Raw genomic sequence first — 26,077 nt, forward strand, 5'->3', positions numbered from 1 at the left:
TTGCGCGTACTGCTCACCGGACACCAGGGCTACCTGGGCACCGTGATGGCACCGGTCCTCACGGCCGCCGGACACGAGGTCGTCGGGCTGGACGCCGGCCTGTTCGCCGACTGCGTCCTGGGACCGGCACCCGCCGACCCCCCGGGACGGCGGGTGGACCTGCGCGACCTCACGGCCGAGCACGTGGCCGGGGTGGACGCGGTGATCCACCTGGCCGCGCTCTCCAACGACCCGCTGGGATCGCTGGCACCCGAGCTGACCTACGACATCAACCACCACGCGTCGGTGCGGCTGGCCCGGCTCGCCCGCGACGCCGGGGTGCAGCGCTTCCTGTACGCCTCGACGTGCTCGGTCTACGGCGCCGCGGGCGGCGGCGACCTGGTGACCGAGGACGCCCCGCTGCGCCCGGTGACGCCGTACGCGGAGTCCAAGGTGCGGGTGGAGGACGACCTGCACGCGCTGTCCGACGGCGACTTCAGCCCGGTGTACATGCGCAACGCCACCGCCTTCGGCTACTCGCCCCGGCTGCGCGCGGACATCGTGCTGAACAACCTGGTGGGCCACGCGTTGCTCTCGGGTGAGGTGCTCGTGCTCTCCGACGGCACCCCGTGGCGTCCCCTGGTGCACGCCGCCGACATCGCCCGGGCCTTCGCCGCCGCGCTGGTCGCCCCGCGCGAGGCGGTGCACGACCGGGCGTTCAACATCGGCAGCGAGGTCAACAACGTCACGGTCGCCGAGATCGCCGAGGAGGTGGCCGCGGCGGTGTCCGGCTCGAAGGTGGTGATCACCGGGGAGACGGGCGCCGACCCGCGCTCGTACCGGGTGGACTTCTCCCGGTTCCGGGCCGCGATCCCCGGCTTCGACTGCGAGTGGACGGTGAAGCAGGGCGCACTCGAACTCGCCGACGCCTACCGGAAGCACGGGCTGACCCGGGAGGACTTCGAGCGGCGTTTCACCCGCCTCGCCGTGCTGCGCGCGGCCTCCGAGACCGGCGCCGTCGACGACACCCTGCGGTGGCGCCGATGACCGAGCCAGGAGAGGAGATGTACGCCCTGGTGGAGCGGATGTACCCGCTGTGCCGGAGCATCACCGGCGACGGGGTGCGCGCCACCCTGCGGATCGTCGACGAGTACATCCCTCTGCACGTGCACGAGGTACCGACCGGGACGCAGGTGCTCGACTGGACGGTGCCGCAGGAGTGGAACATCCGGGACGCGTACGTCGCCGACGCCGCCGGCCGCCGGGTCGTCGACTTCGCCGCGTCGAGCCTCCACGTGCTCGGCTACAGCGTGCCGGTGTCGGCGACGATGCCGCTGGCCGAGCTGCGCCCGCACCTGCACACCCTGCCGGAGCAGCCCTCCTGGGTGCCGTACCGCACGAGTTACTACCAGCCTGAGTGGGGGTTCTGCCTGGCCCAGGAGACGCTCGACGCACTGCCGGAGGGCGACTACAAGGTCCGCATCGACTCCACCCTGGCGGACGGCCACCTCACCTACGCCGAGCACGTGGTCCCCGGGCAGGTGCCCGACGAGGTGATCGTCTCCTGCCACACGTGCCACCCGTCGCTGGCCAACGACAACCTGGCCGGCATCGCGGTGGCGACGTTCCTGGCCCGGGAACTGGCGGAACGGAACCCTTACTACACCTACCGGTTCATCTTCGCGCCCGGCACCATCGGGGCGGTCACCTGGCTGGCCCGCAACCGGGAGCGGGTCGAGCGGGTCAAGCACGGCCTGGTGCTGGCCTGCGCGGGCGACCCGGGGCAGCTGACGTACAAGCAGAGCAGGCGCGGCGACGCGGAGATCGACCGGGTGCTGCGGCACGTGCTGACCGCGTCCGGACGCCCGCACCACGTCACCGGGTTCACGCCGTACGGCTACGACGAGCGGCAGTACTGCTCGCCCGGGTTCGACCTCGGCGTGGGCTCACTCACCAGGACCCCGTACGCGGGCTACCCCGAGTACCACACGTCGGCGGACAACCTGGACTTCGTCTCCCCGGCGGCGATGGCGGACACGCTCGCCGTCTGCCGCGAGGCGTTCGCCGTCCTGGACCGCAACCGGCGGTACGTCAACCTCAGTCCGTACGGGGAACCGCAGTTGGGACGGCGCGGCCTGTACGACTCGCTGGGCGGCCGCAGCGACGCGAAGCAGGCCCAGATGGCCATGCTCTGGGTGCTCAGCCTCTCCGACGGCGAGCACGGTCTGCTGGACGTGGCCGAGCGGTCGGGGCTGCCGTTCGACACCGTCACCGCGGCGGCCGACGCCCTGCACGGCGCCGGACTGATCAAGGCGTGACGCCGATGACCGTCGAAGGGGAGAAGACGACGACACCGGCGGGGGCGGCCCGGCGGGGCGTCGTCGGCAGGCTGTCCTGGGGGCTGGCCGACCAGGCGGCCTCCAGCCTGTCCAACTTCGTGGTGGGCATCTACGTGGCACGCTCGCTCGGACTGACCGCGTTCGGGGTGTTCAGCCTGGCCTGGGTCACCTACGGCGTGGTCCTCAACGTCTCGCGCGGGCTGGCCACCGACCCGCTCGTGGTCCGCTTCAGCGGAGTGCCGGAGTCGTCCTGGCGCGGGGCGGTGGCCCGGGCCTCGGGTGCGGCACTCCTGGTCGGCGCCGGGATCGGCATGGTGTCCCTGGCCGCCGGGCTGGGCATCGGCGGCCAGGTGGGGGCCGCGTTCGCCGCGCTCGGCATCGTGCTGCCGGGGCTGCTGCTCCAGGACGCCTGGCGCTACTCGTTCTTCGCCGCCGGCGCCGGCCGCAAGGCGTTCGTCAACGACGTGGTGTGGGCCGCAGCGCTCGTCCCGGCCATGGTGGTGGCGGCCCGGGTGGGCACGGTGCCGGCCTTCCTGCTCGCCTGGGGCGGGTCCGCCGCGGTGGCGGCGGTGTACGGCTGCTTCCAGTCCGGCATCCGGCCCCGGCCCACCGGAGCGCGCGAGTGGCACCGCGACCACCGCGACCTCGGCTACCGCTACCTGGTCGAGAACGTCGGTGTCAGCGGCGCGGGCCAGATACGGGCGTACGGGCTCGGCGCGATCGTCGGCGTCGGCGCGGTGGGCGTGATCCGCGGCGCGGAGCTGTTGCTCGGGCCGTTCCTCGCGGTACTGATGGGGCTGTCGCTGGTCACCGTGGCGGAGTCGGCGCGGGTACTGCGGCAGGCCCCTCAGCGGCTCGGGAAGTTCTGTTTCCTGCTCGGCGCCGGGCAGACCGTCGCCGCGCTGCTGTGGGGCGCGGCGCTGCTGCTGGTACCGGACCGGCTCGGCGAGTTCGTGCTCGGCGACGTCTGGAGCGGTGCCTCGGAACTCATCGTGCCGGTCACGCTCAGCGTCGCGGGCGCCGGGCTCGGCACCGGCGCGGCCGCCGGACTGCGGGCGCTCGCCGCGGCCCGGCGCAGTCTGCGCTGCCAGTTGTTCGCCTCCGCCTGCTATGTCGCCGGCGGGCTCTCAGGCGCGGTCGCGGGCGGCACGGTCGGTTCGGCCTGGGGCGCCGCCGCCGCGTCCGCCTGCGGCTCGGCCGTGTGGTGGCTGCAACTGCGGGCCGCCCTGCGCGAGCGGCACGACCATCCCATCCCCGAAGTGAGGAACACATGACCCCCCACCCCCGGCTGAGCATCGGCCTGCCCGTCTACAACGGCGAGGAATACCTCGCCGAGGCGCTGGAGGCCCTGCTCGGCCAGACCTACGAGGACTTCGAACTGGTGATATCCGACAACGCGTCGACCGACGGCACCCAGGACATCTGCCGCCGGTACGCCGCGCGGGACTCCCGCATCCGGTACATCCGGCTGACCCGGAACATCGGCGCCGCCCCGAACCACAACTACGTGTTCACCGAGTGCCGCGGCGAGCTGTTCAAGTGGGCCTCGCACGACGACCTGTACGCGCGGGACCTGCTGCGCCGCTGCGTCGAGGCGCTGGACGAGCGGCCGGACGTGGTCCTCGCGCACAGCGGCCAGGCGGTCATCGACGGCGACGGCAAGGTGAAGGTCCCCTACGAGTACGGGCTCGCCACCGACTCCCCGCGCGCTCCGGAGCGCTTCCGCAGCCTGCTGTTCGAGCCCGGGGGCGACGACTTCTACGGGGTGATGCGGGCCGACATGCTGCGCCGGGTGAAGCCGCACGACAGCTACCACCACGCGGACCGCACCTTCGTCGCCGAGATCACCCTGCACGGACCGTTCCACCAGGTGCCGGAGCTGCTGTACTTCCGCCGCGACCACCCCACCCGCGCCGAGCGGGCGAACCCCTCCAAGCGCGCCCGGTGCGTCAACCTGGACCCGCGCCGGGCGGGCCCGCTGCATCCGACGCCACGGTTGCTCGCCGAGTACGTCTGGGGCTTCGCCTCGGCGATCGGGCGGGCGCCGCTGTCCTCGGCCGACCGGCGTGCGTGCCACCGCCATCTGGCCGCGTGGCTGACCAGCCGCGTCCGGCCGGGCGCCGGCGAGCGGGTCGAGGACCGCGCCCCCGTCGGCCCGGACCGGTTCACCGTCTCCGTCGACGACCTGGTCGCCGGCCGCAAGGGAGGGCAGGCATGACCTCCCTGCGCGAAAAGCCTTTACACATCGGCGTGTTCGGTCTCTTCGGCGCCGGCAACAGCGGCAACGACGGGTCGCTCGAGGCCGTGCTCGACCATCTCCGGGCCGCCCGTCCCGATGCGGTCCTGGACGCGATGTGCGGCGGACCCGAGATCGTCGCGACCCGGTACGGGATTCCCGCGACGCGGCTGAACTGGTACCGCGGGGAGTACCGGACCGCGTCACGCGTGAGCGCCGTCGCGGCCAAGGCGCTGGGCAAACTCGTCGACGTCTTCCGGACCGCCGCCTGGGTGCGCCGGCACGACGCGGTGATCGTGCCGGGCACGGGCGTGCTGGAGACCACGCTGCCGCTGAGGCCGTGGGGCTTCCCGTACTCGCTGTTCCTGCTCTGTCTGACGGGCCGGCTGTTCGGCACCCGTGTCGCGCTGGTCAGCGTCGGCGCCGGTGCGATCGGGGTCCGGCCGACCCGGGTGCTGACGCGCTGGTCGACGCGGCTGGCGGCGTACCGGTCGTACCGGGACGACCAGTCGCGCGACGCCATGCGGGCGATGGGCGTGAACACCGCGCGGGACGAGGTCTACGCGGACCTCGTGTTCGCCCTGCCGGCGCCGTCGGCGGGCGAGCCCGCGGGCACGCGGGGCCCGGTCTGCGTCGGCGTCATGGACTTCCACGGGAGCAACGACGAACGCGACCGGGCCGAGGAGATCCACCGGCGCTACCTGGACGGGACGACACGGTTCGTGCGCGCGCTGGTCGAGGAGGGCAGGCCGGTCCGGCTGCTCACGGGCGACGAGCTGGACCGGCCGGTGGCCGCCGCGATCGTCGACGCGGTGGGCTCGCCGCTGGTCACCGTCGCCGAGGCGGCCTCGCTGGCCGACCTGATGAAGGAGACGGCGGGTGCCGACAGCGTGGTGGCGACCCGCTACCACAACCTGGTGTGCGCCCTGAAGGTCGGTACGCCGACCCTCGCCCTCAGCTACTCGGCGAAGAGCGACGTGCTCATGACCGAGATGGGGATGGGCGCGTACTGTCATCCGGCCCGGGAGGCCGACGCCGACCGGCTGCTGGAGCAGTTCCGCGAGCTGGAGCGGCGGTCGGCCGAGGTGCGGCGGACCCTCTTCGAACGGAACCTGGTCGTCGCCCGGCGCGTCGAGCAGCAGTTCGCCGCCCTGGCCGCGGCCCTGTTCCCCGCGGCCGGACCCACCGACGCCCTGCGGGAGGCACCATGAAGGCGACCGAAGTACCGGGGATCGCCGGCGCGTACCTGTTCGAGCCGACGCCGCACGCCGACGAACGCGGCTTCTTCTGCCGCACCTTCGACGCCGACGTGGTCCGCTCGGTGGGCGTCGACCCGGCCTCCTTCGTCCAGGACAGCGTGTCCCGCTCGGTCCGGGGCGTGCTGCGCGGCCTGCACCTGCGCTCCGGCGCGGGCGAGGCCAAGCTGGTGCGGTGCTCGTACGGGAGGATCTTCGACGTCGTCGTGGATCTGCGGGCGGACTCGCCGACGTACCTGGGCCGGGCCTACTTCGAGCTGTCCGGTGAGACGCAGGCGACGGTGTACGTCCCGGCGGGGTGCGCGCACGGCTTCCAGTCGCTGACGGAGACCTCCGACGTGTCGTACCGGATCGACCGCCCGCACGATCCGGCCGAGGACGTGACCATCGCCTTCGACGACCCGGAGCTGGCCGTCCCCTGGCCGCTGCCGGTCACCTCGACGTCCGCGCGGGACCGGCGGGCGCCGAGCCTCGCCGAGGTCCTGAAGCACCTGGAAGGGTGAGGCCGCAGTGAACACGGAAGAGCCCGACCTGCCGCGATCGCGACGGGCGAACGAGCGGCTGCACGCCATGGTCCCCGGGGGCGCGCACACCTACGCCAAGGGCGACGACCAGTATCCGGAGAACCTGGCCCCGGTGATCAGCCACGGCCGGGGTGCCCATGTGTGGGACGTCGACGGCAACCGCTACATCGAGTACGGCTCCGGGCTGCGGTCGGTGAGCCTCGGCCACGCCCATCCGCGGGTGACGGAGGCCGTGCGGCGGGAGATCGACCGGGGCAGCAACTTCGTCCGGCCGTCCATCGTGGAGGTCGAGGCCGCGGAGCGGTTCCTGGCCACGGTGCCGACCGCGGAGATGGTGAAGTTCGCGAAGAACGGCTCCGACGCCACCACCGCCGCGGTGCGCCTGGCCCGGGCCGCCACCGGGCGCCCCCGGGTGGCCGTCTGCGCCGACCATCCGTTCTTCTCCGTCGACGACTGGTTCATCGGCACCACGCCGATGTCCGCCGGTGTTCCGGCGGTGACCGGGGAACTCACGGTGGCGTTCCCCTACGGCGACCTGGCCGCCACGGAGGAACTGCTCACCCGCTACCGGGACGAGGTCGCCTGCCTGATCCTCGAACCCGCCGCCCACGCCGAGCCGCCGCCCGGGTACCTCGCCGGTCTGCGCGAACTGGCCGACCGGCACGGCTGCGTGCTGGTCTTCGACGAGATGATCACCGGCTTCCGCTGGTCGGAGGCGGGCGCCCAGGGTCTGTACGGCGTCGTTCCCGACCTGTCCACGTTCGGCAAGGCGCTGGGCAACGGGTTCGCGGTCTCCGCGCTGGCCGGGCGCCGCGAGCTGATGGAGCGGGGCGGGTTGCGTCACTCCGGGGACCGGGTGTTCCTGCTGTCCACCACCCACGGTGCGGAGACGCACGCGCTGGCCGCCGCGATGGCCGTGCAGACCACCTACACCGAGGAGGGGGTCACCGCGCGGCTGCACGCGCTCGGCGAGCGGCTGGCCGCGGGTGTCCGCGACGCCGCGGCGAGCATGGGCGTCGGCGACCACGTCGTGGTCCGGGGGCGGGCCAGCAACCTGGTCTTCGCCACCCTCGACGAGAACCGGCAGCCGTCGCAGCCGTACCGCACCCTGTTCCTGCGCCGGCTTCTCGCGGGCGGGGTGCTGGCCCCGTCGTTCGTGGTGAGCAGCGCGCTCGACGAGGCCGACATCGAGCACACCGTCGACGTGGTGGCGCAGGCCTGTGCGGTGTACCGGAAGGCGCTGGACGCCGCCGATCCCACGCCCTGGATGGCCGGACGAGCGGTGAAGCCGGTGTTCCGCCGCCTGGCGTGAGGTGAGGCGCACGGCGCGCCGGGGAGTCGACGACGCAGGCGAGCCGGCGCCGGGTCAGCGGCACTCCTGCCGGCCCGCGTCGGCTCTCCGGTCGGCGGCTTCGTCCGCCGGCCGGTCGGTCGTCGCGCGGTCGGTCAGCCGGTCGGCCGTCCGGTCGACCAGCCACGCGCTCACCGGCAGCACCGCCAGCGCGGTGCACCAGCCGCCGAGGGTGTCGGTCGCGTAGTGCGAGCCCAGGGCCACCTGCGCCCAGCCCATGGCGGCGCCGGCCACCAGCCCCGCGGCGACCACGAACGCCGTGCCGGCCGCCCTGCCGAGGCCGAGGCGGCCGGCCGCGAGCAGCGACACCATGAGGGCGAGCGCGGTGAGGAAGGCGGTGTGCCCGCTCGGATACGACAGGTTGTCGCCGTGGATGGTGCGTCCGGCGACGGGCTTGAGCAGCGTGGTCGTCCCCACGGTCAGGCCGGTGCCGGTCACGAGGAACACGGCGGCGCGCGGGTGCCGGAGCACCAGGCAGCCCGTCACGAGAACCGCGACCAGCAGCACCGCTCCCACGGGCTCCCCCAGGAAGTCCGTGACCAGGGCGACGTGCCGCCACGGCGGCCCCACCCCGTCCACCACCGCCGCGATCCGCGCGTCCGCCGCGCCCGGCTCGCTGTCGTCGGCGTACGTGGCCCCGAGGACGAGGACCACCAGCGCGGCGAGGGCGGCGATCAGCGCGAGCCACACGCGCAGCGACGACGGCAGCACCGCGGGCTCCGGCCGACCGGTCACCCGTGCTCCGCCCCCGGGCGACCTGCCGTACTCTCCCACGTCCTCGCCCACTCCCCCGCTTCGCCCGGGCCGCCGGCGGTCGCGCTGATCAGCCTCGGTCCAGCCCACCGTAGCCGTTCCGACCGGCCTGATAACAGCCGATTCGGGCCATCGCGTGGCCTACGGCTTGCGGGCCATCCCGGCGGCGATGAGCCGCTCCCAGACGGTCAACTCCCGCTCTCCGCCCAGGTGCTGCGGATCGCCTGCTGTCTCCGGACGCCACAGGGGGGCCGGGACTATCCCCGGTTCGAGGAGCTCCAGGCCGTCCAGCAGTGCCTCGATCTCGGCGTCCGTCCGCCACCGGCCGCGGCCGAAGGTCCCCTGGAGGACCTTCTCGGCCTCCGCGGTCTCCGGGTTGTTCCCGGAGCGGAAGTGACTGACGAAGAAGTAGCTGCCGGAGGGCACTCGGTCGCGCCAGTGGCGGACGATCCCGGCGGGGTCCTCCTCGTCGTTGACGTGGTGGAGGATGGCGCTGAACACGACGGCGACGGGGCGGTCGAAGTCGATCAGCTCCCGGGTGTCCGGGTGGTTGCGGATGCCCTCGGGATCGCGTACGTCGACCGGTACGACCCGTGTCCGGTCGTTCTCCTCCAGCAGCGCCCGCCCGTGGACCAGTACCTGGGGGTCGGTGTCGACGTAGACCACCCGGGTCTCGGGCGCCGTGCGCTGCGCGACCTGATGCACGTTGTCGGCGGTGGGAAGGCCGCTGCCCAGGTCGATGAACTGCCGCACCCCGGTCGTCGTCACGATCTCCCGCACCGCCCGGGTCAGCGCCGCGCGGTTGGCGAAGGCGATCGCCACCGAACCGGGAAGGTCACGTTTGAACACGTCACCGATCTCCCGGTCCACCGCGTAGTTGTCCTTGCCGCCGAGCAGGTAGTCGTAGACGCGGGCGATGCTGGGCCTGGTGCTGTCGATGGAGGAACTCTCTCCCGTCATGGCCCCCATTCTCGCCCGCGACGAGGAGCCCCGGCCACCACTTGTTTGACCTTGACACGGTGACAAGGTCTTCACTGCGGACCAGGAGGTGGTCCCGATGACCATGACGAGTCAGGACGCGGATCCGATGCGAGCGCTCAGGGATCTGGAGGACGGGCGTGCGTCCGTGCGGCTGCGGGCGGCCCTCGCGGTCGGCTCGGCGCCGGACCCGCGTTTCGTGGACAAGCTCGTCGAACGGTCCGCGATCGAGCCGGAGTTCTTCGTCCGCGACATGCTGACCTGGGCGCTCACCCGTCATCCGGTGTCCCTGACGCTTGACCGGCTGGTCGGCGAGGTCCGCTCGGACCGCCCGCAGGCACGCAGCCAGGCGCTGCACACGCTGTCCAAGATCGGGGACCGGCGGGCGTGGCCGGCGATCACCCGGGCGGTGCTCTGCGACGCCGACGACGAGGTGGCGCGCAGTGCCTGGCGGACCGCGGTCGTCCTGGTGCCCGACGGCGAGGAGCCCGCCCTGGCCGCGGTGCTGGCGACGCAGCTGGGACGTGGCGACCGGGAGACGCAGCTGAGTCTCAGCCGGGCGCTGGTCGCGCTGGGCGAGCCGGTCGTGGAGGTTCTCGATGCCGCGACGGCCGCCCCTGCGCCGCACGTGCGTGCGCACGCCCTCGCCACGCGGCGGCTGCTGCGCGACCCCGACGCGGGGTTCGCGTCGGCGATCGAGGAGGCGAAGCGCGTCGTGGCCCTCGGCGGGTCCGGTCCCGGGGGACGATAGAGCGTGTTGATCGGTGAGGTGGCGCGACGGTCCGGGGTCAGTGCCCGCATGCTCAGGCACTACGAGTCGCTCGGCCTGGTGCGGCCTTCGGGCCGCACCGGCTCCGGTTACCGGGAATACTCCCGGGAGGACATCCGGCGGATCTTCCATGTGGAGAGCCTGCGGTCGCTGGGGCTGTCGCTGCGCGAGATCGGACGCGCGCTCGACGAACCCGGTTTCGAACCCTCGGCGCTCGTCGACGACCTCATCCGCCGGACGCGCGAACGCATCGCGGCCGAGACCGAGTTGCTCACCCGGCTGCGCCGGATCGAAGCCGCGGGCCCCGGCGGCTGGGAGGACGTCCTCCAGGCCGTCGCGCTCCTCCAGGCGCTGGGTTCCAAGAGCGCGGACGCGCGCCAGCGGGCGGCCCTGTCCTCGGTCCACGAGGCGGCGGTGCCGGTGGAAGCCCTGGTCGAGGCGGCGCTGAGCGAGACGGACACCAACGTCGCCGGAGCCCTTCGGTGGGCGTTGGCGCGGTCGGGCGACGACGCCGCGGAACTGCTGGCGGAGGGCCTCGGGTCACCGGTGGCCGCGGTGCGGGTGCGTGCGGTCCAGGCACTCACCGAGCTGCCCGGCGACGCGGCCACCGCGCAGCTGCGGCACGCCCTCGCGAGCTCCGACGCCGTGGTCCGCGGGTACGCGGCACTGGCGCTGGGGACGCAGGGGGTGGCAGCCGCGGTCCCGACGCTCATCGACATGGTCGTGGCGGGCCGCAACGACACCGACGCGGCCGACGCGCTGAGCGTGCTGGCGGGCGACACCGCGACGGCGGACCGGATCGCGACCGCTCTCGTCGGCCGTCTCGCCCACGACACCACCGACGCGCCCGCGCGCGGCCGGCTGACCCAGGCGCTGGCGGGCATCCCGGGCACGAGGGCGTCCAGTGCGCTGGCCGAGCTGTCGCGGGACGCGGACCGTGCCGTCGCGCTGACCGCGGCGTACCTGCTCCGGCTGCGTGAGGCGCGGTGACGCCACGGGCGTAAATGCGTCGACAGCGCACGCTAGCGCCCGGCAGGATGTCCGCCCGTGACGAGCAGCGAACTGTGGACCCGTGAGACCGCCGACCGCTACGACGCCGAGGAGACCGAGACCGGGATGGCCTCCGCCGCCGTCCTCGGACCGACCCTGGACTTCCTCGCCGAACTCGCCGGAGACGGCCGGGCGCTGGAGTTCGCCATCGGAACCGGACGCGTGGGCGTCCCGCTGCGGGAACGCGGTGTGCCGGTGGCGGGCATCGAGCTTTCCGAGCACATGGCGGCGGTCCTGCGGCGCAAGGCGGACGAGGAGACGCTGCCGGTGTCCCTCGGGGACATGGCCACGACCGTCGTCCCCGGCGAGTTCACCCTGGTGTACCTCGTCTACAACACCATCACCAACCTGCTCACGCAGGACGAGCAGGTGGAGTGCTTCCGGAACGCGGCTCGCCATCTGGGCCCCGGCGGCCGGTTCGTCATCGAGCTGGGCGTGCCGCCGCTGCGGTTCCTGCCGCCCGGACAGGTCGCGGTGCCGTTCGACGTCTCGGAGCGGCATCTCGGCTTCGACACCTTCGACCTGGTCGAACAGGTCCTCGTCTCGCACCACTTCACCCGCGACCCGGCCGACGGCACCTACCGCCGCGACAACTCCCGGCACCGGTACGCCTGGCCCGCGGAGCTCGACCTGATGGCGCGGATCGCCGGGCTGGAGTTGGAACGCCGGGTCGGGGACTGGGACGGGGCCCCGTTCACGCAGGAATCCGCGAAGCACATCTCCGTGTGGCGCAAGCCGGCCTGAGGACGGCGCCACGCCTGAGGGAGAGTTCCCGTCGAGGGGGCTCCGCCGTGCGGAGGAGCCCCCGGTGGTCACCGGCGCACCGGTCTCAGCGCTGGCCGGCGAACCAGTCCTTCTGCGAGGCCTTGCCTGCGAGTGAGCCGCAGTTCGAGCCGTAGTTCCAGGCCTGGAGGTTGTCGATGACGCCGCCCCACTCCACGCAGGCGCCGCGCCCGAACGCGTACACCGGCCCGGCGTACGACGTGTAGTTGCCCGCGTCGGTCTGGTCCTCACTGCTGTCGACGTTGCGCACGTAGGCCACCATGTACGTCGGTGTGCCCGTCCTGTTGCGGATGGTCACGGTGCAGTTCTTGCCCGTGGACGAGTTGTAGGTGAGGTACACCGTGCCGGTGGTACCGATCGGCATGGAGTTCACCACCTTGTAGCCGGAGCCGCAGACCCCGTTGTACGACGCGGTCGCACCGGCGGTCGCCGCGCCGGCGGCGGGAGCCGACACCAGCAGCCCCGCCCCGATGGCCCCGACGGCGGTCAACGTCGCCCCTACCGCTTGCATGGAACGCTTCATGGCACCTCGATCCGTGAATCGGACGGCCTCCCCATGGTGTTGCTGAAGCCACCCGTTGAGACCTTTGCACCCCTTCGGGGGTTGTACGTCTTTGACGGATGTTTACCTGTTTTCGCGAAGAAGACCGGCGGCGTCAGTCCTCGGCCGCCGGCACCGGCATCGCCAGATGGGCGAGGTCTCCCGGCGGGGGCGTGCTGACCGGCCACAGCGGGGCGGGCGTGCCGTCGGCGACCGCGGCCGGGGCATCGGTCAGCCGCATGCGGTCGCGCAGGCGGCCGTAGAAGTCCATGGGTCCGAGGCGCACCGCCCGCAGCCTTCGGGGAGCGGCGTAGACGCCGAGCCAGTCGCCCGGATCGAGCACGCCCCGCAGCTGTCCGTCGATGCTCACGGCGGCCCGGCCGGACCGTTCGAGGATCCGCATGCCGACGGGCTCGTCCGGCGCGGTGACCACGGAGCGGTCGAACGTCATGTGCGGGGCCACCGCGGTGAAGACGAGTGCTTCCGCGCGGGGCGAGACGACCGGGCCGCCCGCGGCGAAACTGTAGGCGGTGGAACCCGTCGGGGTCGCGACGAGCAGCGCGTCGGCGGAGTACGAGGCCAGCAGCCGGCCCGCGACGTAGACGCCGACGGAGATCTGCCGGTCCCGTGACAGCTTCTCGAGCACCACGTCGTTGAGGGCCGTGACGTTCAGCGCGATGCCCCACTCGTCACCGCTCTCGCAGTCGGTCCGCACCCGCGGTGGAGGCAGCAGCGGCCCTCGCCCGTACCGCAGGAGCGCCTCCATCTCCGACGGGATCTCCAGGAGCCGGGAGGCACGCAGCGTGAGCAGCATGCGGCTCTCCGGCTCCAGGTGGTCCCCGCGGACGGCGTCGAGGGCGGAGCGCACCGCCGGTGCGGGGACCTCGGTCAGGAACCCGACCCGCCCCAGGTCCACGCCCAGGATCAGGGCGTCGTTCTCCGCGGCGAGCCGGGCGCCGCGCAGGAAGGTGCCGTCACCGCCCAGGGTGACGACGAGGTCCGGGTCGCCGGCCGCGTCCACCTCCTCCCGGGCGCTGCGCCGCCCCCCGCCGCTCCACACGTCGATGTCCGTGCACGCCACGGCGTTCTGGTCGCACCACTCCCGGACTTCCCGCGCCGCTTCGGCGGCGCCCTCCCGACCGCCGTGGACCACGAGTCCGACCCGCTCGATCGTCACCACTGCCTCCCTGCTCCCGGGCCGCGCTCCGGGGACGGCGAACGACGGAATCCTCGCCGACCCTCGCGGCGGGGCGGGCCGCGACATGCCGGGCGCCCTCCTCCGTCCGGCGAGTCGCACATCAGGTACCGAGTAGGTACCATGCGGGTATGCCATCACTCAACGTGACCTTCACCGAGGAAGAAATGGAAGGCGTCCGCGCTGCCGCCGCGGCCGAGGGCAAGAGCCTCAAGCAGTACATGCACGACCTCGGTGTCCGCGAGATGCAGCGCAAGCGGTTCGTCGCTGGGGCCGTCTCCTGGGCGGACCGGCTGCGCGCCGAGTTCGACGAGGCGTTCCCGGACGAGATCCCCCCGTCCCAGCGTGGCGAGGGAGTCAGCGCCGCCTGATGAGCGAGCCCCTGTACATAGATGTCCCCTGGCTCCTGGACGTCCAGGACGCCGCTCTGGACAACGAGGACGTGTCGGTCACGGACTACTCGGCGCTCGTCGCGGCGGTGGCACGCCACAAGACGCGCATGCCGACCCTGGCCGCCTCGAACCCCGACAGCGCCTGGCGGGCGGCCGCCCTCCTGCACACCGTGGTGCGGCTCGAACCGCTCCCCCACCGCAACAGCCTCTTCGCGGCCTTCGTCACCGGTCAGTACATGGACCAGTCCGGGGAGGGCATCGATCCACCCTACGGGGCCCTGTCCGACCTGATCAGGAAGGTCCGCGAGACCCGGCTGAGCATCTACGAGATCGCCGACGTGCTCCGCTCCTGGCGCATCTGACCGGCGCGGCCGTCACCGCGCGGCCGTCACATCCCCCGCCAGATATTGTCGAACGCCGCTTCCTCGATGCTGCGGCGCTGCCGGGTGGCGGCCAGCTCCACCACGGCGTCGTGCACCGCGGCGAGGACCGTCGCGATCCGGTCGTCCTCGGGATCCGTCGGCCGGTCGGCCGACTCGTGCCGGACGCCGACCGCGGCCGCGAGACCCACCAGCACCGGATCGCCGCCGACCCAGCGGTCGGTGGCGCGCCGGCGGGCCGACGGATCGGCCGGGGACGGCCGGTCGGCACCGCGCCGTGCGTTCCGCCACGGGCGCCCGCGGCCACCGTCGTCCGGGCCCGCGGCGGCGAGGTACTGCGCCGCCAGGCCGTCTCCCCGGCGCCACAGCCAGTCCGTCACCGACTCGGCCGGCTCCTGCCCGGCCAGGGACGCCGCCGCAGCGTCGAGGAGCCGGTCACCGGAGCCGCTCGGCGAGACGGACCGCAGGAGGGAACCGTCCAGCGCGACCGTCCCGGCTTCCAGCAGGTCGATCAGTTCCGCTCCGGCCAGGGCCAGTGACAGGTCACCACGCTCGACCGGGTAGTCGGAGGGGACCTCAAGGGAGACGATCGTCAGGTCGTGCGCTGTGGTCATGGCGGAACTCCCCATCTGTCACATCAGCTGCGACACGCCTGCCGCGACCCTGCTCAGCCTACCCACGGCCGCAGCTTCTCGGGGTTGCGGACCGCCCAGATGCGGCTGACACGGCCTTCGGAGACGTCGAAGGCGGCCACCGTCATGACCACGCCGTCGCGCCGGGCCACCAGTCCCGGGACTCCGTTGACCGAGCGCTCCAGCAGTTCGAGGCCCGGGGCCCTGTCGGCGATGGCGGCCATGTACTGGGCGATGCGGGCGCCGCCCTCGACCGGCCGCAGGACGGCGCCCACCATGCCGCCACCGTCGGCGGTCATGACGGCGGCCGGGTCGAGCAGGTCGACCAGCGCCGCGATGTCCTTCGTCTCCCACGCCGCCTTCACCTGCCGCACGACGTCCGCCTGCACCGCGGGGGCCGCCCGGACCCGGGCGTCGCGCACCCGGCGCCGGCCCGACGCCGCGAGCTGCTTGCAGGCCGCGGGGGTCCGGCCGAGGATGCCCGCGATCTCGGCGAAGGGGTAGCGGAAGACGTCGTGGAGTACGAAGGCCACCCGCTCCGCGGGGGTCATCGACTCCAGGACGACGAGGAAGGCCATGGTCACCGACTCGTCCAGGACCATCTGGTCGGCGGGGTCGGCGCCGTGTCCGCGGTCCCGCTCGGCGTGGGCGGGCAGCGGGTCCGGCAGCCACGCGCCCACATAGCGTTCGCGCCGGGCCCGCGCCGAGCCGAGCACGTCCAGGCAGACCCGGCCGGTGACCGTCGTCAGCCAGGCGCCCGGGGACACTATCTCCTCCTGCCTGCCGGGCGGCAGCGCGTACCAGCGCGCGTAGGCCTCCTGCACGGCGTCCTCGGCCTCGGCCAGCGAACCGAGCAAGCGGTAGGCGACATTGATCAGTTGGCGCCGCTCTCCGACCGTCGCGTCGGTCCTCGTCCCCGCCGACCCCATGCCCGACCGCCCCCTCGCCTTACCTTTCGCCGACCCGCTTCGTCGGGCTGGTGAAACCTTACCGATCTACTGCCCCCCGGGCGGAAAAGGGGACCGCGGCATGGCAACCCAGGCGACGGCGCAGCACCGGATCTCGTTCCTGCGGATCGCGATCGCACTGCAGACCCTGACCATCTTCCTCCAGGCGGTCTCCGCCGGACTGTTGCTGACCGCCTCCTACGGGGAGACGCTGCACAGCGTGGGAGCCCGGGTGATGTACGGGGCGTCGATGCTGTACGTGCTCGCGGCGGTGCTGGCGTGGAAGCCGGGCGGCGGCCCGCTCCGGCCCGTCTGGCACTCCTGCGGCTTCCTGGTCCTCGCCTCGGTCCAGGTCGTGCTCGGCATCGCGCACGTCCCGTCGGTCCACCTTCCGCTGGGCGTCCTGATGTTCGGGCTGAGCGTGCTGGCGCTGGCGCGGCGGTGAGCGCCCCCGCGCCGCGGGGATCACGCGCGCTGCCGGGCGTGGCGAAGACAGGAGGCGGCCACCACGAAGGGCCACAGCGACTGGAGCGAGGTCACCACGCGTTCCGCGACGCCTGCGTCGCCGTGTCGCCCCATCTCGATCAGGAACCACACCCCGCCGGCGGCCATCAGGGCCGTCGCGACGACCGAGGGCGCCAGACGCAGCGCCCAGGGAGCGGCCGCACCTCCGTTGATCGCCAGCACCGGCCACACCGCCAGGAGGATGAACCCGACCACCACCACCGCGCCGTGGCGCAGGGAGCCCCCGCTGCTCGGCGCGGGGAGCGCCACCAGGACCAGCGCGGCGAGCCCGCCACCGCCCAGCGCGACGCGTCCGGCGGTGGCGGCGGGCCGCAGTCCCCAGGCGGTCAGCAGGTGGCAGACCCCCAGGGCGAGGAAGGCCGTCGTCATCACCCAGAACCCGGCGGCTCCGTAGGACCCCAGCACGCTGATGGTCTGCGTGACGGGATCGTAGGAAGACCCTTCGACATACGCCGCGCCGGTCCAGCCTGCGACCAGCAGCACGGGTGCACATCCCGACGACAGCAGGACCCATCTGGGGACAAATCGCATCGGACAACCATAGAGCGCACGCCCGTACGAAGCCGCGCCCACGGCTCTCACACGGGCGGGTTGAGTGTGCGGAAGTACGTCCAGCTCGTCTCGTTCGGCTCGCTCCACCGCTCCGGTGCCCGCGCGAACCGCGGGTGGTGGTCGGCGATGCAGGCGCGGGTGCGCTCGGGCACCTCGGCGTACGAACCGAGCTTGCGGCCCCGGCAGTGGAAGGTGAGGCCGCCGGGCCGTTGCCCCCGGGCCATCCACGGGAGCCACGGGGACATCCGGGTCCACGACATGGTCGCCGGGACACTGGGGGCCGGGCCGGCCAGGTCCGCGCGGTGGGCGAAGAACTGGAAGAGCTCCAGGGCCTTGTAGGTGTCGCCGGCCGAGTGGTGGGGGTACTGGGCCACCGGCAGGGGGGAGGGGTAGGCGAGCGGGATCTCCAGGCTGAAGCAGACCTGGTCGCCGAGGTCGGTCGTCGGGACCGGGAAGGGGCGCCACTTCTGGTTCGCCGGGTCGTTCCAGACGTGCACCACCGGCAGGTCCCGCCAGGTCTCCAGGATCTCCCGGGTGACGGGGTCCAGGTAGAAGGCGGCCTCACGGGTGAGCAGCCGGTAGGCGTCCGGACCGTCGTCGGCGTCCTGGACCAGGCGGGCGACGTTGACGCCCTCGAAGCCGAAGACGTGCTCGTAGGGCTCGTCGGGAGCCCACGCGTACACGTTTCCGGACCACCAGTACGTGACCTCTTCGCCGTCGAGGGAGGCCCGGGTGCGGGCGAGGGAGCGGAGCGACTGCGCGGGTGTCGTCATGGGAAGTACTCTGCGCGACCGCCACCCGCACCGGGCGGGAAATGACACGACCCGCCCCCCGAAACGGCCGGAAGCATCCGTTCCGGGGCAGGGCACGCCTCGGTCAGCCGCGGACCGGTGACGGCGCCGGGGTCCGCTGCTCCAGCGGGACGACCGCAGGACCCGCGTCCTGGCCGAGGAAGAACCGGCGCACCACGCGCTCGGCGGCGTGGCCGTCGTCGTACTGGCAGAAGCGGGCCCTGAAGGCGGCGCGCAGGGCGGCGGCCTCGGAGCCGCGCCAACGGCCGCTGCGGAAGGTGTCGATGAGTTCGTCCTCGGTGGTGGCGACCGCTCCCGGAGTGTCGCCGGGCCGGCCGGAGAGGAGGTCGAAGGTGACGCCGCGGACCTGGGAGTAGATCTCCCAGTCGTCGGCGTATATGACGATGGGCCGGTCGAGGTTGGCGTAGTCGAAGGTGAGGGACGAGTAGTCGGAGACGAGCGCGTCCGCCGCCAGGCAGAGGTCCTCGACGCGGGGGTGACGGGAGACGTCGAGGACGGCGCCCTGTTCGGCGAGGCCCCTCAGCTCGGGCGTCAGGTCGTCGAAGTGGTGGGTGCGGACCATCAGGACGAAGTCGTCGCCCAGGACCTTGGCCACCCGCGCCAGGTCGAAGGACGGGGTCCAGTCCGTCCGGTAGTCGCGGTGGGTCGGCGCGTACAGCAGGGCGGTCCTGCCCGGGGCTATGCCGAGCCGGACGCGGACGGCGGCGACGTCCGCGGCATCCGCGCCGTAGTACCGGTCGTTGCGCGGGTAGCCCGTGTCGAGGGACGCGTAGGAGCCGGGGTAGGCGCGCTCCCACTGCTTGGTGGAGTACTGGTTGGAGGAGACGCTGAGGTCCCAGCGGTCCACGCGTTCGAGGAGGCGGTCGAAGTCCATGCCCCTGGCCGCCGCGGGGTAGGCGCGCTGGTCCAGGCCCATGCGCTTGAGCGGGGTCCCGTGGTGGGTCTGCAGGTGGAGCTGACCGGGGCGCTTGACGATGTGGTCGGGGAAGTCGACGTTGTTCACGAAGTACCGTGCGCGGGCCATCACCTCCCAGTAGCGGCGTGAGTCGCGCACCACGTGGTCGATGCCGTCGGGGACCCGGCCGGCCAGTTCCTTGCGCACCACCCACACGCCGTGCACCTGCGGGGCGAGTTCCCTGGCCTTCTCGAAGACGGCGAGCGGGTTGCAGGACGGCAGCCGGTCCCAGTACGAGGTGTAGACGGCGAGGCCGGGGTCCGGGGTGCGCCTGCGCTGCAGGGTGTACAGCCCGGCGTACGCGCGCTTGCCGGCCTTGTTCTTGGCCCTGACGACCTTCTTCGGCCCCACCGTCTTGGCGCGCGCGGCGAGTTGGGCGGCCTGGTAGGCGCGGAAGAGCCGTTTGGCCACGGCCCGCATGTACACCCCCGTCGGTCCCCCGGGCATCGTGAAGCCGGCCGGGACATGCCGCGCGTAGAAGTCGGCGGTGCGGTCGAAGAACTCCCGGCGGTCGGCGACCCTCACCCGCTCGGGACGCTTGAGCGCGAACAGCATGTGGAACACGGCCCGCTCGAACAGCATGGGCGTGGCCCAGGCCAGCTCGGGCCGCTGGGCGAGGAACGCGAACAGCCCCTCGTACTGCGTGAAGATGTCGAAGTGCTTGCGCCCGGGGGTCTTCGTGATCGCGCCCTGGCGGCGCTGGCGGTACTCGACCCCGACCCGGTCCAGACAGCCGATGCGCTCGGCCGTGACCATCGCCATGTGGGTGACGGGCGCGTCCTCGTACAGGCCGGGCGCGTACTGGAAGCCCTGGCCGACGAAGAACTCGCGGCGGAACGCCTTGTTCCAGGCGACCAGGAACAGGTGCACGTACTCGGGCCGTTCCTCCAGGCGGAAGACGTCGGTGCCCGCCCGCTCGATCAGGTCCGCGGCCTGACTGCGGCCGCCCTTGCCCCACCAGTAGGTGCGCACGTGGTCGAAGACCAGGATGTCCAGGTCCCCGACGGCGTCCAGCCGGGCGGCCAGCGCCTCCAGCAGGCCGGGGGTGTAGGAGTCGTCGCTGTCGAGGAAGAGGACGTAGTCGCCGCGCGCCTGCCGGAGCCCCGCGTTGCGCGCCCGCCCCAGGCCGGCGTTCTCCGGGAGGTGCACGGCCTTGAGCCGGGCGTCGCGGGCGGCGTACTCGTCGATGATCGCGCCGCAGGAGTCCGGTGAGCAGTCGTCGACGGCGATCACCTCGAGGTCCCGGTAGGACTGCCCCAGTACCGAGTCCAGACATTCGCGAAGGTATCCCTGCACCTTGTACACGGGGACGACAATGCTGAACCGAGGCATGCGGACAACTCCAGGTGAAGCGTGGGTGAATCGTGGCTGGACAGGGAGACCAGTGACGCTTGTGAAACGTTGTACATGCACGGTGAATGTCTCGGGAAGGACGGATCCGGCATTCGTCTCGGACGGGAGCGATGAGTTCGGGGAACGCATCGGGTCCACCCTGTATGACTCGGATCATCGCGGACATCTCGATCTCCCTCGACGGCTGGGTGACCGGACCGGATCCCGGCCCCGGCAACGGTCTGGGGGCCGGCGGCGAGGCGCTGCACACCTGGGCGTTCTCGGACGACCCGGAGGAGCGCCGGATCGTGCGGGAGACCACCGCCCGCTCGGGCGCCGTCGTCCTCGGCCGTCGGCTCTTCGACCTGGTCGACGGGCCGGGCGGCTGGGACGACACCGTCGGTTACGGCGCCGCGGAGGTCGGCAAACCCCCGTTCGTCGTCGTGACGAGCGCGCCCCCGGCCTCGGTCCGGCTCACCGGCCTCGACTGGACGTTCGTCACGACGGGGCTGCCCGACGCCGTCACCGCGGCGCGCGAGCGGGCCGAGGCGGCTTCGGCGGACCGTGGCACGGACCTCGACGTCGTCCTCATGGGCGGCGGCGCCCTGATCGGCTCGGCGCTCGACGCCGGGCTGGTCGACCTGCTGTCCCTGCACCTGGCTCCCGTCGTGCTGGGCTCCGGAACACCGCTGTTCACCGGCGGGACACCGCGCACCCTGGTCCGACGGAGCGCGAACGCCACCCCCAACGCCACCCACCTGCTCTACGAGGTCCGCCGAGTCCGCCGACCTGCTTCGGGACGAACGGCCCCCGGGGACCGAGCGGTTCAGGGACCATGAGGCATGCGACCGGACGGCTGGTACCTCACCGAAGACCTCGGCGACTTCCTGACCCGGGCCTGGGACTTCCTGTGCTCGCGCCCCGCCCCGCACACCACGCCCCTGACGGCGATCGAGAAGCTGCGCACGCAGGGCGGGAAAGGGGGCGCGGCCGCGGCCGGTGCGGGAGCGACCCTCTTCGGGTGGCTGGAGGAAGGCGGCGAGGTCCGGGCCGCCTTCCTGCGCCCGCCGACCGGCCGGCTGACCCTCACCGCCCTCTCCCCCGGGCAGGCCGACCGCTTCGCCGCCCACCTGGTGGGCCTCGGCGTCCGTCCCACCGGCGTCCTCTCGGACGAGGAGACCGCCGCCGCGTTCGCCGGGGCCTGGCGAGGGCACACCGGCGCCGCGCACGTGCGCGGTTGGGGCGCCCGTCTCCACCGGCTCGGCACGCTCACCCCGCCGCAGCCCGTTCCGGCGGGCCGGGGCCGGCCCGTGGGCGAGCGGGAGCACGGTCACCTCATGCGCTGGTGCCGTGAGTTCGCCGCGGACGTCGGCGAGGCGGCGACCGTCGACGCCGCGTCCTGGGCCGGCACGCGCTTCGCCGAGAAGCGGTACACCTTCTGGGAGACCCCGGACGGCACGCCCGTCGCCATGGCAGGCGCGAACCCCCTGGTCGGCGGGCAGGTCCGGATCGACCCCGTCTACACCCCCGCCAGGCAGCGCGGGCGCGGCTACGCGGGCGCCGTGACGGTCGAGGTCAGCCGGGCCGCGCTGGCGGCGGGTGCGAAGGAGGTCGTGCTGTTCACCGACCCCGCCAACCGCACCAGCAACGCCCTCTACCGGCGCATCGGATACGTCCCGCTCGCCGACTTCTGCGCCTACGACTTCACCTGCGCCGGCCGGCACCCGTAGGCGCCCGGTACGGCCATTGACGGCGGTGGGCCGCGCCCCTACGGTGCCCTCACCGCGCGACCCGCGATCGGTCCCGAGAATCCCCGGGGGGATGGTGGCAGGGCGATGAAGGCAGTGGTCCAGGAGCGGTTCGGCCCGCCGGACAGCTTGCGGGTGAGCGACGCCGACCGGCCGCAGGCCGGGGCCGGCCAGGTGCTGGTGCGGGTGCGCGCCGCCGCGGTGAACCCCTACGACTGGCACATGCTGCGCGGAGACCCGTACGCGGCACGGCTGTTGGGCGGCATGGGGCTGACCCGGCCGAAGTCCCCGGTGGCCGGCATCGAGGCGGCGGGGGTGGTGGAGCGGGTCGGCGCGGGCGTGCGGGGGCTCGCCCCCGGCGATCCGGTCCTGGGCTTCTGTCCGGGTGCCTTCGCCGAGTACGCGTGCACCTCCGCACCGCTGCTGGTGCCGGTGCCCGCGGGGCTGACGTTCGAGCAGGCGGCGGCCCTGCCGATGGGTGGGGTGACCGCCCTGCGGGGCATCCGGACCGTCGGCCGCGTGCGGTCCGGGCAGCGGGTCCTGGTCAACGGGGCGGGCGGCGGCGTGGGCACCTTCGCGGTGCAGATCGCGGCGCTCCTGGACGCGGAGGTCACCGCGGTGTGCAGCGCCGGCAACGCCGACCTGGTGCGTTCCCTGGGCGCGGCCCACGTCCTGGACTACGCCCGGCAGGACTTCACCGACGGGCGCGAGCGCTACGACGTCGTCCTGGACAACGTGGGCAACCACCCGCTGCGCCGGTTGCGCCGGGCGCTCACCCCGGCGGGCGTCCTGGTGGCCAACGGCGGCGGCTCCCCCGGCCGCGTGTTCGGGGCGATCGGCGCCATGCTGCAACTGGCGGCGGTCAACGCGGTCACGCGGCAGCGGCTGCGTCCGATCCTCCCCGCGACGCCGGACGGACCGGCCCACGAGGACCTGCTCGCCGTCACCGCGCTCGTCGAGGCCGGGCAGCTCACGCCCGTGGTCGGCCGGACCTTCGCCCTGGCCGACACCGCGCAGGCGGTACGGCACGTCGAGGAGGGACACGCCCGCGGCAAGACCGTGATCACCGTGTCGTGAGCGTCCCGCGAGGGCGGTCGCCGTGCCCGCGCCTCAGCGAAAGCCCGTGCGCGGTGCCGTGACCTCGACGGTGTCCTTCACCAGGGCCAGCGCCGCGCCCACCGGGCTCGACCGTCCGCCGCTGACGGTCACGTCGCCCGCGTCCGGACAGCCGAAGACCACGGCCTTCTCGGGCCCGGTCAGTGCGTGCAGCGGGTCCCCCGGCTCCGTCTCCTCGAGCCGTACGCGCACGATGCCGGGCTCGGCCACCGACGCGCCGGCGACCGCCCGCAGCCGACGGGACCGGGACGCCGCGTCCCGGGCCCGGCCGGCGGTGCTCCCGTCCACGGGCTGCGCCCGCACGCGCACCTCGGCCGGGTCCCAGTCCCAGGCCAGCGCGGCCAGCAGCCGCATCTTGGTGGCGGCGTCCGCGCCCGACAGGTCCGCCGAGGGGTCCGCCTCCGCGATGCCCCTCAGCCGCGCGGCGCCGATCGCGTCGTCCAGCGTGTCGCCTTCGGCGAGACGGTCGAGGACGAAGGTGACCGTGCCGTTGGGGCAGGCGCGGATCGTCCGGCAGTCCAGGCCGCGCAGGGAGCTCCGCGACAGGTCGCCCGCCGGGAGGGCCGCCCCGGTGGCTCCGGAGATCCGGATCATGCTGCCGCCCGCCCGGGCGGCCGCGTCGAGCCGGCGCCAGTGCGTGAGCAGGTGGCTCTTGGTGGCCGTCACCACGTGGACGCCCCGGCGCAGTGCGGTCACCGCCTCCTGCGCGGCGCGCTCCCGCGCTCCGGGTGAGGACGGGACGGCCTGGACGAACACCCGCGCGCCGGTGCGGTCGAGGGTCTCCTCCAGCGGCCGCACGGGACCCCACTCCGCGCGCGGCGGCACCGACCCGTCCGCGCCCGTCCCGCACTGGGCCCCGCTCGCGCGTACGGCGGCCACCCGCGGCCGTACGCCGTGACGGCGCGCGAGTGCGTCGCCGTCCCGGGCCAGCCGGTCGACGAAGGCCCGCCCGACCGGGCCGTACCCGGCGAGGACCACATCGGTCCCGGTCGCTTCCGCAGCTTCACCCATGGACCCGGGATCCTCTCACATCACCGACCGTGCCGAACCATCAGCGGGAAGGCCGTACCAGGCCGGAGCGGTAGGCGTGGGCGACCAGTTGGGCCCGGTCCCGGGCGCCGAGCTTGGTCTTGGCGCGCTGGACGTGGGTGCGTACGGTCAGCGGGCTGAGGAACAGTTCAGCCGCGATCTCCTTGTCGGACTTGCCGTCCGCGACCAGGGCGGTGACCTCGCGCTCGCGGGCGGTGAGGGCGGCCAGGTCCTCGGGCGGCACGGGAGAGGCCGCGGGGTCGGGGGAATCGAGGAACCGGGTGATGAGGCTGCGGGTGGCGGCGGCGGACAGGAGGGCGTCCCCGGCCGCCACCGTGCGGATGCCGTCGAGGAGTTCCTCCGCCGTGACGTCCTTGCCGAGGAACCCGCTCGCGCCGATGCGCAGGGCCCGGGCGACGTGCTCGTCGGTCTCGAAGGTGGTGAGGACGAGCACCCGGGTGTTGCGCAGGTCCGGGTCGGCGCAGATGGCGGCGGTGGCGGCGAGTCCGTCGGTGCCGGGCATACGGATGTCCATGAGGACGAGGTCGGGCCGGTGGGCGCGGGTCAGCGCCACGGCGTCCCGGCCGTCGGCGGCTTCGGCGACCACGGCCATGTCCTCGCTGGAGTCGATCAGGATGCGGAAGGTCGCCCGCAGCAGGGCCTGGTCGTCGGCGAGCAGCACGCGGATGGTCATGAGGGCTGTTCCCTTGGTGGTGGCGGGGCGGGGAGTTCCGCGGTGACGGCGAAGCCGCCTTCCGGCAGTGTGCCCGCGCTGAGGCGTCCGCCGGAGGTCCGGGCGCGTTCCCGCATGCCGATCAGGCCGTAGCCGCCGCCGGGGCCGGGCGGCCGCGGGGCGGCACCGCCGTCGTCGGTGACCGTGAGGGTGAGGCGGTCGTGGGCGCAGGCGAGGTGCACGTCCGCCGTTGCGGCGTCGGTGTGCTTGGTGACGTTGGTGAGGGCCTCCTGCACGATCCGGAAGGCGGTCAGGTCCGCTCCGGGCGGCAGGGCACGCCGCGTGCCCCGGACGGTGACGGTGACGTGGAGCCCGGCGGAGCCGAACGCCGAGACCAGTTCGGGGAGTCGGGCGAGACCGGGCGGGGGTTGCAGGTCGTCGGCACCGTCGGCGTCGTCGGGCCTGCGCAGGAGGCCGACGGTGGCCTTCAGTTCGCGCAGTGCCGACCCGGTGGTGCCGGTGAGGTGGGTGAGGATCTCCTGGGCCTGCTCGGGGTGGGTACGGGCGAGGTGGGCGGCGGTCGTGGCCTGGGCGTTGGCCAGCGCCATGTGGTGGGCGACGACGTCGTGCAGTTCCCGGGCGATGCGGATGCGCTCCTCGGCGACGCGGTGGCGGGCCTCCTCCTCGCGGGTGCGTTCGGCGTGCTCGGCCCGGGTGTGGACGGCGTCCAGATAGGCGCGTCGGCTGCGCACCGCGGTGCCGGCCAGGACCGGCAGCAGGATCCAGAACACGGGGCCGACGCTCTCGTCCACCCATGGCTGGCCGTTCCGTCCGAAGAGCAGGGCGGCGGGGACGACCAGCGCGAGGGTGAGGCCGTAGCAGGCGTACGCGGTCCGCTGCGGGGTGCGGACCGCCAGTTCGTAGAGCGCGATGAGGACGGGCAGCAGCAGGAGCGGGAAGACCAGGTGGGCCAGGGCGACGGAGACGGCGGCGCAGACGGCGGTGACGAGGACGGCGGCGCGCGGGTGGCCGCGGCGCGGGACCAGGCCCGCGGCGGCCGCGAGAGCCAGGGGCTGGCCCGCCCACCAGCCGAGGTCTCCGTGTACGTACTGCCGGCTGGTGACGGCGAGCACCAGCAGCAGGAAGGCCGTCTCGACGAGGTGCGGGTGGCTGTCGGCGTACCGCCGGCAACTGCTGAGCATGGTGTCCTCCTGGGACCAGGATCGCCGA

Annotated in this window: 28 protein-coding genes; 16 read left to right on the top strand and 12 right to left on the bottom strand. The window is 73.3% G+C overall.

Going from position 1 to position 26,077, the window contains the following annotated elements:
* The 7 genes from ACZ56V_RS22850 to ACZ56V_RS22880 are packed head-to-tail and all read left to right on the top strand — an operon-like array spanning position 1 to position 7,646.
* Entirely contained in the window at positions 1-1,026 is a 1,026-nt protein-coding gene (locus ACZ56V_RS22850; RefSeq protein ID WP_398908922.1) for an NAD-dependent epimerase/dehydratase family protein, read from the top strand.
* Positions 1,023-2,297, top strand: a complete 1,275-nt coding sequence (locus ACZ56V_RS22855) for a DUF4910 domain-containing protein (protein WP_468944741.1) — start codon at positions 1,023-1,025, stop codon at positions 2,295-2,297. Before ACZ56V_RS22850 ends, ACZ56V_RS22855 begins: the two co-directional genes overlap by 4 nt.
* Before the next feature lie 5 nt (positions 2,298-2,302).
* Positions 2,303-3,592 carry a hypothetical protein gene (locus ACZ56V_RS22860; protein WP_467380218.1) on the top strand — a complete coding sequence of 430 codons (1,290 nt, stop codon included), beginning with the start codon at positions 2,303-2,305 and terminating at the stop codon, positions 3,590-3,592.
* A complete protein-coding gene (locus ACZ56V_RS22865) occupies positions 3,589-4,536 on the top strand; it encodes a glycosyltransferase family 2 protein (protein WP_398908918.1) in 948 nt (315 codons plus the stop codon). The genes ACZ56V_RS22860 and ACZ56V_RS22865 overlap by 4 nt, the downstream gene beginning before the upstream one ends.
* Positions 4,533-5,765 (top strand): polysaccharide pyruvyl transferase family protein, encoded by a 1,233-nt coding sequence (locus ACZ56V_RS22870; RefSeq protein WP_398908916.1) that lies wholly within the window; start codon positions 4,533-4,535, stop codon positions 5,763-5,765. Before ACZ56V_RS22865 ends, ACZ56V_RS22870 begins: the two co-directional genes overlap by 4 nt.
* The gene (locus ACZ56V_RS22875; RefSeq protein ID WP_468944746.1) at positions 5,762-6,313 is read left to right on the top strand and encodes a dTDP-4-dehydrorhamnose 3,5-epimerase family protein; all 552 of its coding nucleotides are present in this window, start codon (positions 5,762-5,764) and stop codon (positions 6,311-6,313) included. The genes ACZ56V_RS22870 and ACZ56V_RS22875 overlap by 4 nt, the downstream gene beginning before the upstream one ends.
* 7 nt (positions 6,314-6,320) lie before the next feature.
* Complete coding sequence (locus ACZ56V_RS22880) at positions 6,321-7,646, top strand: glutamate-1-semialdehyde 2,1-aminomutase (RefSeq protein WP_398908913.1); 1,326 nt, start codon at positions 6,321-6,323, stop codon at positions 7,644-7,646.
* 54 nt (positions 7,647-7,700) lie between these two features.
* On the opposite strand, the gene ACZ56V_RS22885 is transcribed toward ACZ56V_RS22880, so the two are convergent.
* Both ACZ56V_RS22885 and ACZ56V_RS22890 read right to left on the bottom strand, forming a co-directional pair.
* Complete coding sequence (locus ACZ56V_RS22885; protein ID WP_398908912.1) at positions 7,701-8,420, bottom strand: phosphatase PAP2 family protein; 720 nt, start codon at positions 8,418-8,420, stop codon at positions 7,701-7,703.
* 159 nt (positions 8,421-8,579) lie between these two features.
* Complete coding sequence (locus tag ACZ56V_RS22890; RefSeq protein ID WP_398908911.1) at positions 8,580-9,398, bottom strand: SAM-dependent methyltransferase; 819 nt, start codon at positions 9,396-9,398, stop codon at positions 8,580-8,582.
* Between the two features lie 97 nt (positions 9,399-9,495).
* Here ACZ56V_RS22890 and ACZ56V_RS22895 point away from each other — a divergent pair, with 97 nt between their 5' ends.
* Genes ACZ56V_RS22895 through ACZ56V_RS22905 form a run of 3 tightly spaced genes read left to right on the top strand, consistent with a single transcriptional unit; the run spans position 9,496 to position 11,979 of the window.
* Entirely contained in the window at positions 9,496-10,167 is a 672-nt protein-coding gene (locus ACZ56V_RS22895; protein ID WP_398908909.1) for a HEAT repeat domain-containing protein, read from the top strand.
* Between the two features lie 3 nt (positions 10,168-10,170).
* Positions 10,171-11,175 (top strand): MerR family transcriptional regulator, encoded by a 1,005-nt coding sequence (locus ACZ56V_RS22900; RefSeq protein ID WP_398908907.1) that lies wholly within the window; start codon positions 10,171-10,173, stop codon positions 11,173-11,175.
* 57 nt (positions 11,176-11,232) lie between these two features.
* The gene (locus ACZ56V_RS22905; protein ID WP_468944751.1) at positions 11,233-11,979 is read left to right on the top strand and encodes a class I SAM-dependent DNA methyltransferase; all 747 of its coding nucleotides are present in this window, start codon (positions 11,233-11,235) and stop codon (positions 11,977-11,979) included.
* Positions 11,980-12,064: 85 nt separating this feature from the next.
* Here ACZ56V_RS22905 and ACZ56V_RS22910 read toward each other — a convergent pair whose 3' ends face one another.
* Both ACZ56V_RS22910 and ACZ56V_RS22915 read right to left on the bottom strand, forming a co-directional pair.
* A complete protein-coding gene (locus ACZ56V_RS22910) occupies positions 12,065-12,529 on the bottom strand; it encodes a spore-associated protein A (protein ID WP_467380211.1) in 465 nt (154 codons plus the stop codon).
* 145 nt (positions 12,530-12,674) lie between these two features.
* On the bottom strand, positions 12,675-13,736 hold the full coding sequence (locus ACZ56V_RS22915; RefSeq protein ID WP_398908903.1) for an NAD(+)/NADH kinase: 1,062 nt from the start codon (positions 13,734-13,736) through the stop codon (positions 12,675-12,677).
* A 149-nt stretch (positions 13,737-13,885) separates the two neighbouring features.
* Between ACZ56V_RS22915 and ACZ56V_RS22920 the strand changes: the two genes are divergently transcribed.
* Positions 13,886-14,125 carry a hypothetical protein gene (locus ACZ56V_RS22920; protein WP_059296486.1) on the top strand — a complete coding sequence of 80 codons (240 nt, stop codon included), beginning with the start codon at positions 13,886-13,888 and terminating at the stop codon, positions 14,123-14,125.
* Positions 14,125-14,508 (top strand): toxin Doc, encoded by a 384-nt coding sequence (locus ACZ56V_RS22925; RefSeq protein ID WP_104630162.1) that lies wholly within the window; start codon positions 14,125-14,127, stop codon positions 14,506-14,508. The genes ACZ56V_RS22920 and ACZ56V_RS22925 overlap by 1 nt, the downstream gene beginning before the upstream one ends.
* Positions 14,509-14,534: 26 nt before the next feature.
* Here the strand turns inward: ACZ56V_RS22925 and ACZ56V_RS22930 are convergent, their stop codons facing one another.
* Both ACZ56V_RS22930 and sigJ read right to left on the bottom strand, forming a co-directional pair.
* Positions 14,535-15,140 (bottom strand): GPP34 family phosphoprotein, encoded by a 606-nt coding sequence (locus ACZ56V_RS22930; protein ID WP_468944756.1) that lies wholly within the window; start codon positions 15,138-15,140, stop codon positions 14,535-14,537.
* A 53-nt stretch (positions 15,141-15,193) separates the two neighbouring features.
* The gene (sigJ, locus tag ACZ56V_RS22935; RefSeq protein WP_468944758.1) at positions 15,194-16,087 is read right to left on the bottom strand and encodes an RNA polymerase sigma factor SigJ; all 894 of its coding nucleotides are present in this window, start codon (positions 16,085-16,087) and stop codon (positions 15,194-15,196) included.
* A gap of 100 nt (positions 16,088-16,187) precedes the next feature.
* On the opposite strand from sigJ, the gene ACZ56V_RS22940 reads away from it, so the two are divergent.
* Complete coding sequence (locus ACZ56V_RS22940; RefSeq protein WP_398908898.1) at positions 16,188-16,550, top strand: hypothetical protein; 363 nt, start codon at positions 16,188-16,190, stop codon at positions 16,548-16,550.
* A gap of 20 nt (positions 16,551-16,570) precedes the next feature.
* Here ACZ56V_RS22940 and ACZ56V_RS22945 read toward each other — a convergent pair whose 3' ends face one another.
* The 3 genes from ACZ56V_RS22945 to ACZ56V_RS22955 form a co-directional block, all read right to left on the bottom strand.
* Positions 16,571-17,161, bottom strand: coding sequence for a DUF998 domain-containing protein (locus ACZ56V_RS22945; RefSeq protein WP_398908897.1), 591 nt, complete (start codon positions 17,159-17,161; stop codon positions 16,571-16,573).
* 47 nt (positions 17,162-17,208) lie between these two features.
* Positions 17,209-17,955, bottom strand: a complete 747-nt coding sequence (locus tag ACZ56V_RS22950; RefSeq protein WP_398908895.1) for a DUF1838 family protein — start codon at positions 17,953-17,955, stop codon at positions 17,209-17,211.
* 103 nt (positions 17,956-18,058) lie between these two features.
* Positions 18,059-20,281 (bottom strand): bifunctional glycosyltransferase/CDP-glycerol:glycerophosphate glycerophosphotransferase, encoded by a 2,223-nt coding sequence (locus ACZ56V_RS22955; protein ID WP_398908892.1) that lies wholly within the window; start codon positions 20,279-20,281, stop codon positions 18,059-18,061.
* Positions 20,282-20,445: 164 nt separating this feature from the next.
* On the opposite strand from ACZ56V_RS22955, the gene ACZ56V_RS22960 reads away from it, so the two are divergent.
* The 3 genes from ACZ56V_RS22960 (at position 20,446) to ACZ56V_RS22970 (ending at position 23,106) form a co-directional block, all read left to right on the top strand.
* Positions 20,446-21,120 (top strand): dihydrofolate reductase family protein, encoded by a 675-nt coding sequence (locus ACZ56V_RS22960; protein WP_467380203.1) that lies wholly within the window; start codon positions 20,446-20,448, stop codon positions 21,118-21,120.
* Between the two features lie 3 nt (positions 21,121-21,123).
* A complete protein-coding gene (locus ACZ56V_RS22965) occupies positions 21,124-22,011 on the top strand; it encodes a GNAT family N-acetyltransferase (RefSeq protein ID WP_468944764.1) in 888 nt (295 codons plus the stop codon).
* A gap of 105 nt (positions 22,012-22,116) precedes the next feature.
* Positions 22,117-23,106 carry an NAD(P)-dependent alcohol dehydrogenase gene (locus ACZ56V_RS22970; RefSeq protein WP_468944766.1) on the top strand — a complete coding sequence of 330 codons (990 nt, stop codon included), beginning with the start codon at positions 22,117-22,119 and terminating at the stop codon, positions 23,104-23,106.
* 33 nt (positions 23,107-23,139) lie between these two features.
* Here the strand turns inward: ACZ56V_RS22970 and ACZ56V_RS22975 are convergent, their stop codons facing one another.
* From ACZ56V_RS22975 to ACZ56V_RS22985, 3 genes are read right to left on the bottom strand one after another with little or no spacing between them, the layout of a single operon-like run.
* Positions 23,140-24,156: a homoserine dehydrogenase gene (locus ACZ56V_RS22975; protein ID WP_468944769.1), complete on the bottom strand. Its 1,017-nt coding sequence runs from the start codon at positions 24,154-24,156 to the stop codon at positions 23,140-23,142.
* A 40-nt stretch (positions 24,157-24,196) separates the two neighbouring features.
* A complete protein-coding gene (locus ACZ56V_RS22980) occupies positions 24,197-24,868 on the bottom strand; it encodes a response regulator transcription factor (protein WP_467380196.1) in 672 nt (223 codons plus the stop codon).
* Positions 24,865-26,049, bottom strand: a complete 1,185-nt coding sequence (locus ACZ56V_RS22985) for a sensor histidine kinase (RefSeq protein ID WP_468944772.1) — start codon at positions 26,047-26,049, stop codon at positions 24,865-24,867. The genes ACZ56V_RS22980 and ACZ56V_RS22985 overlap by 4 nt, the downstream gene beginning before the upstream one ends.
* Positions 26,050-26,077 lie beyond the last annotated feature (28 nt).

The organism is Streptomyces sp. NPDC034099, from assembly GCF_055575415.1.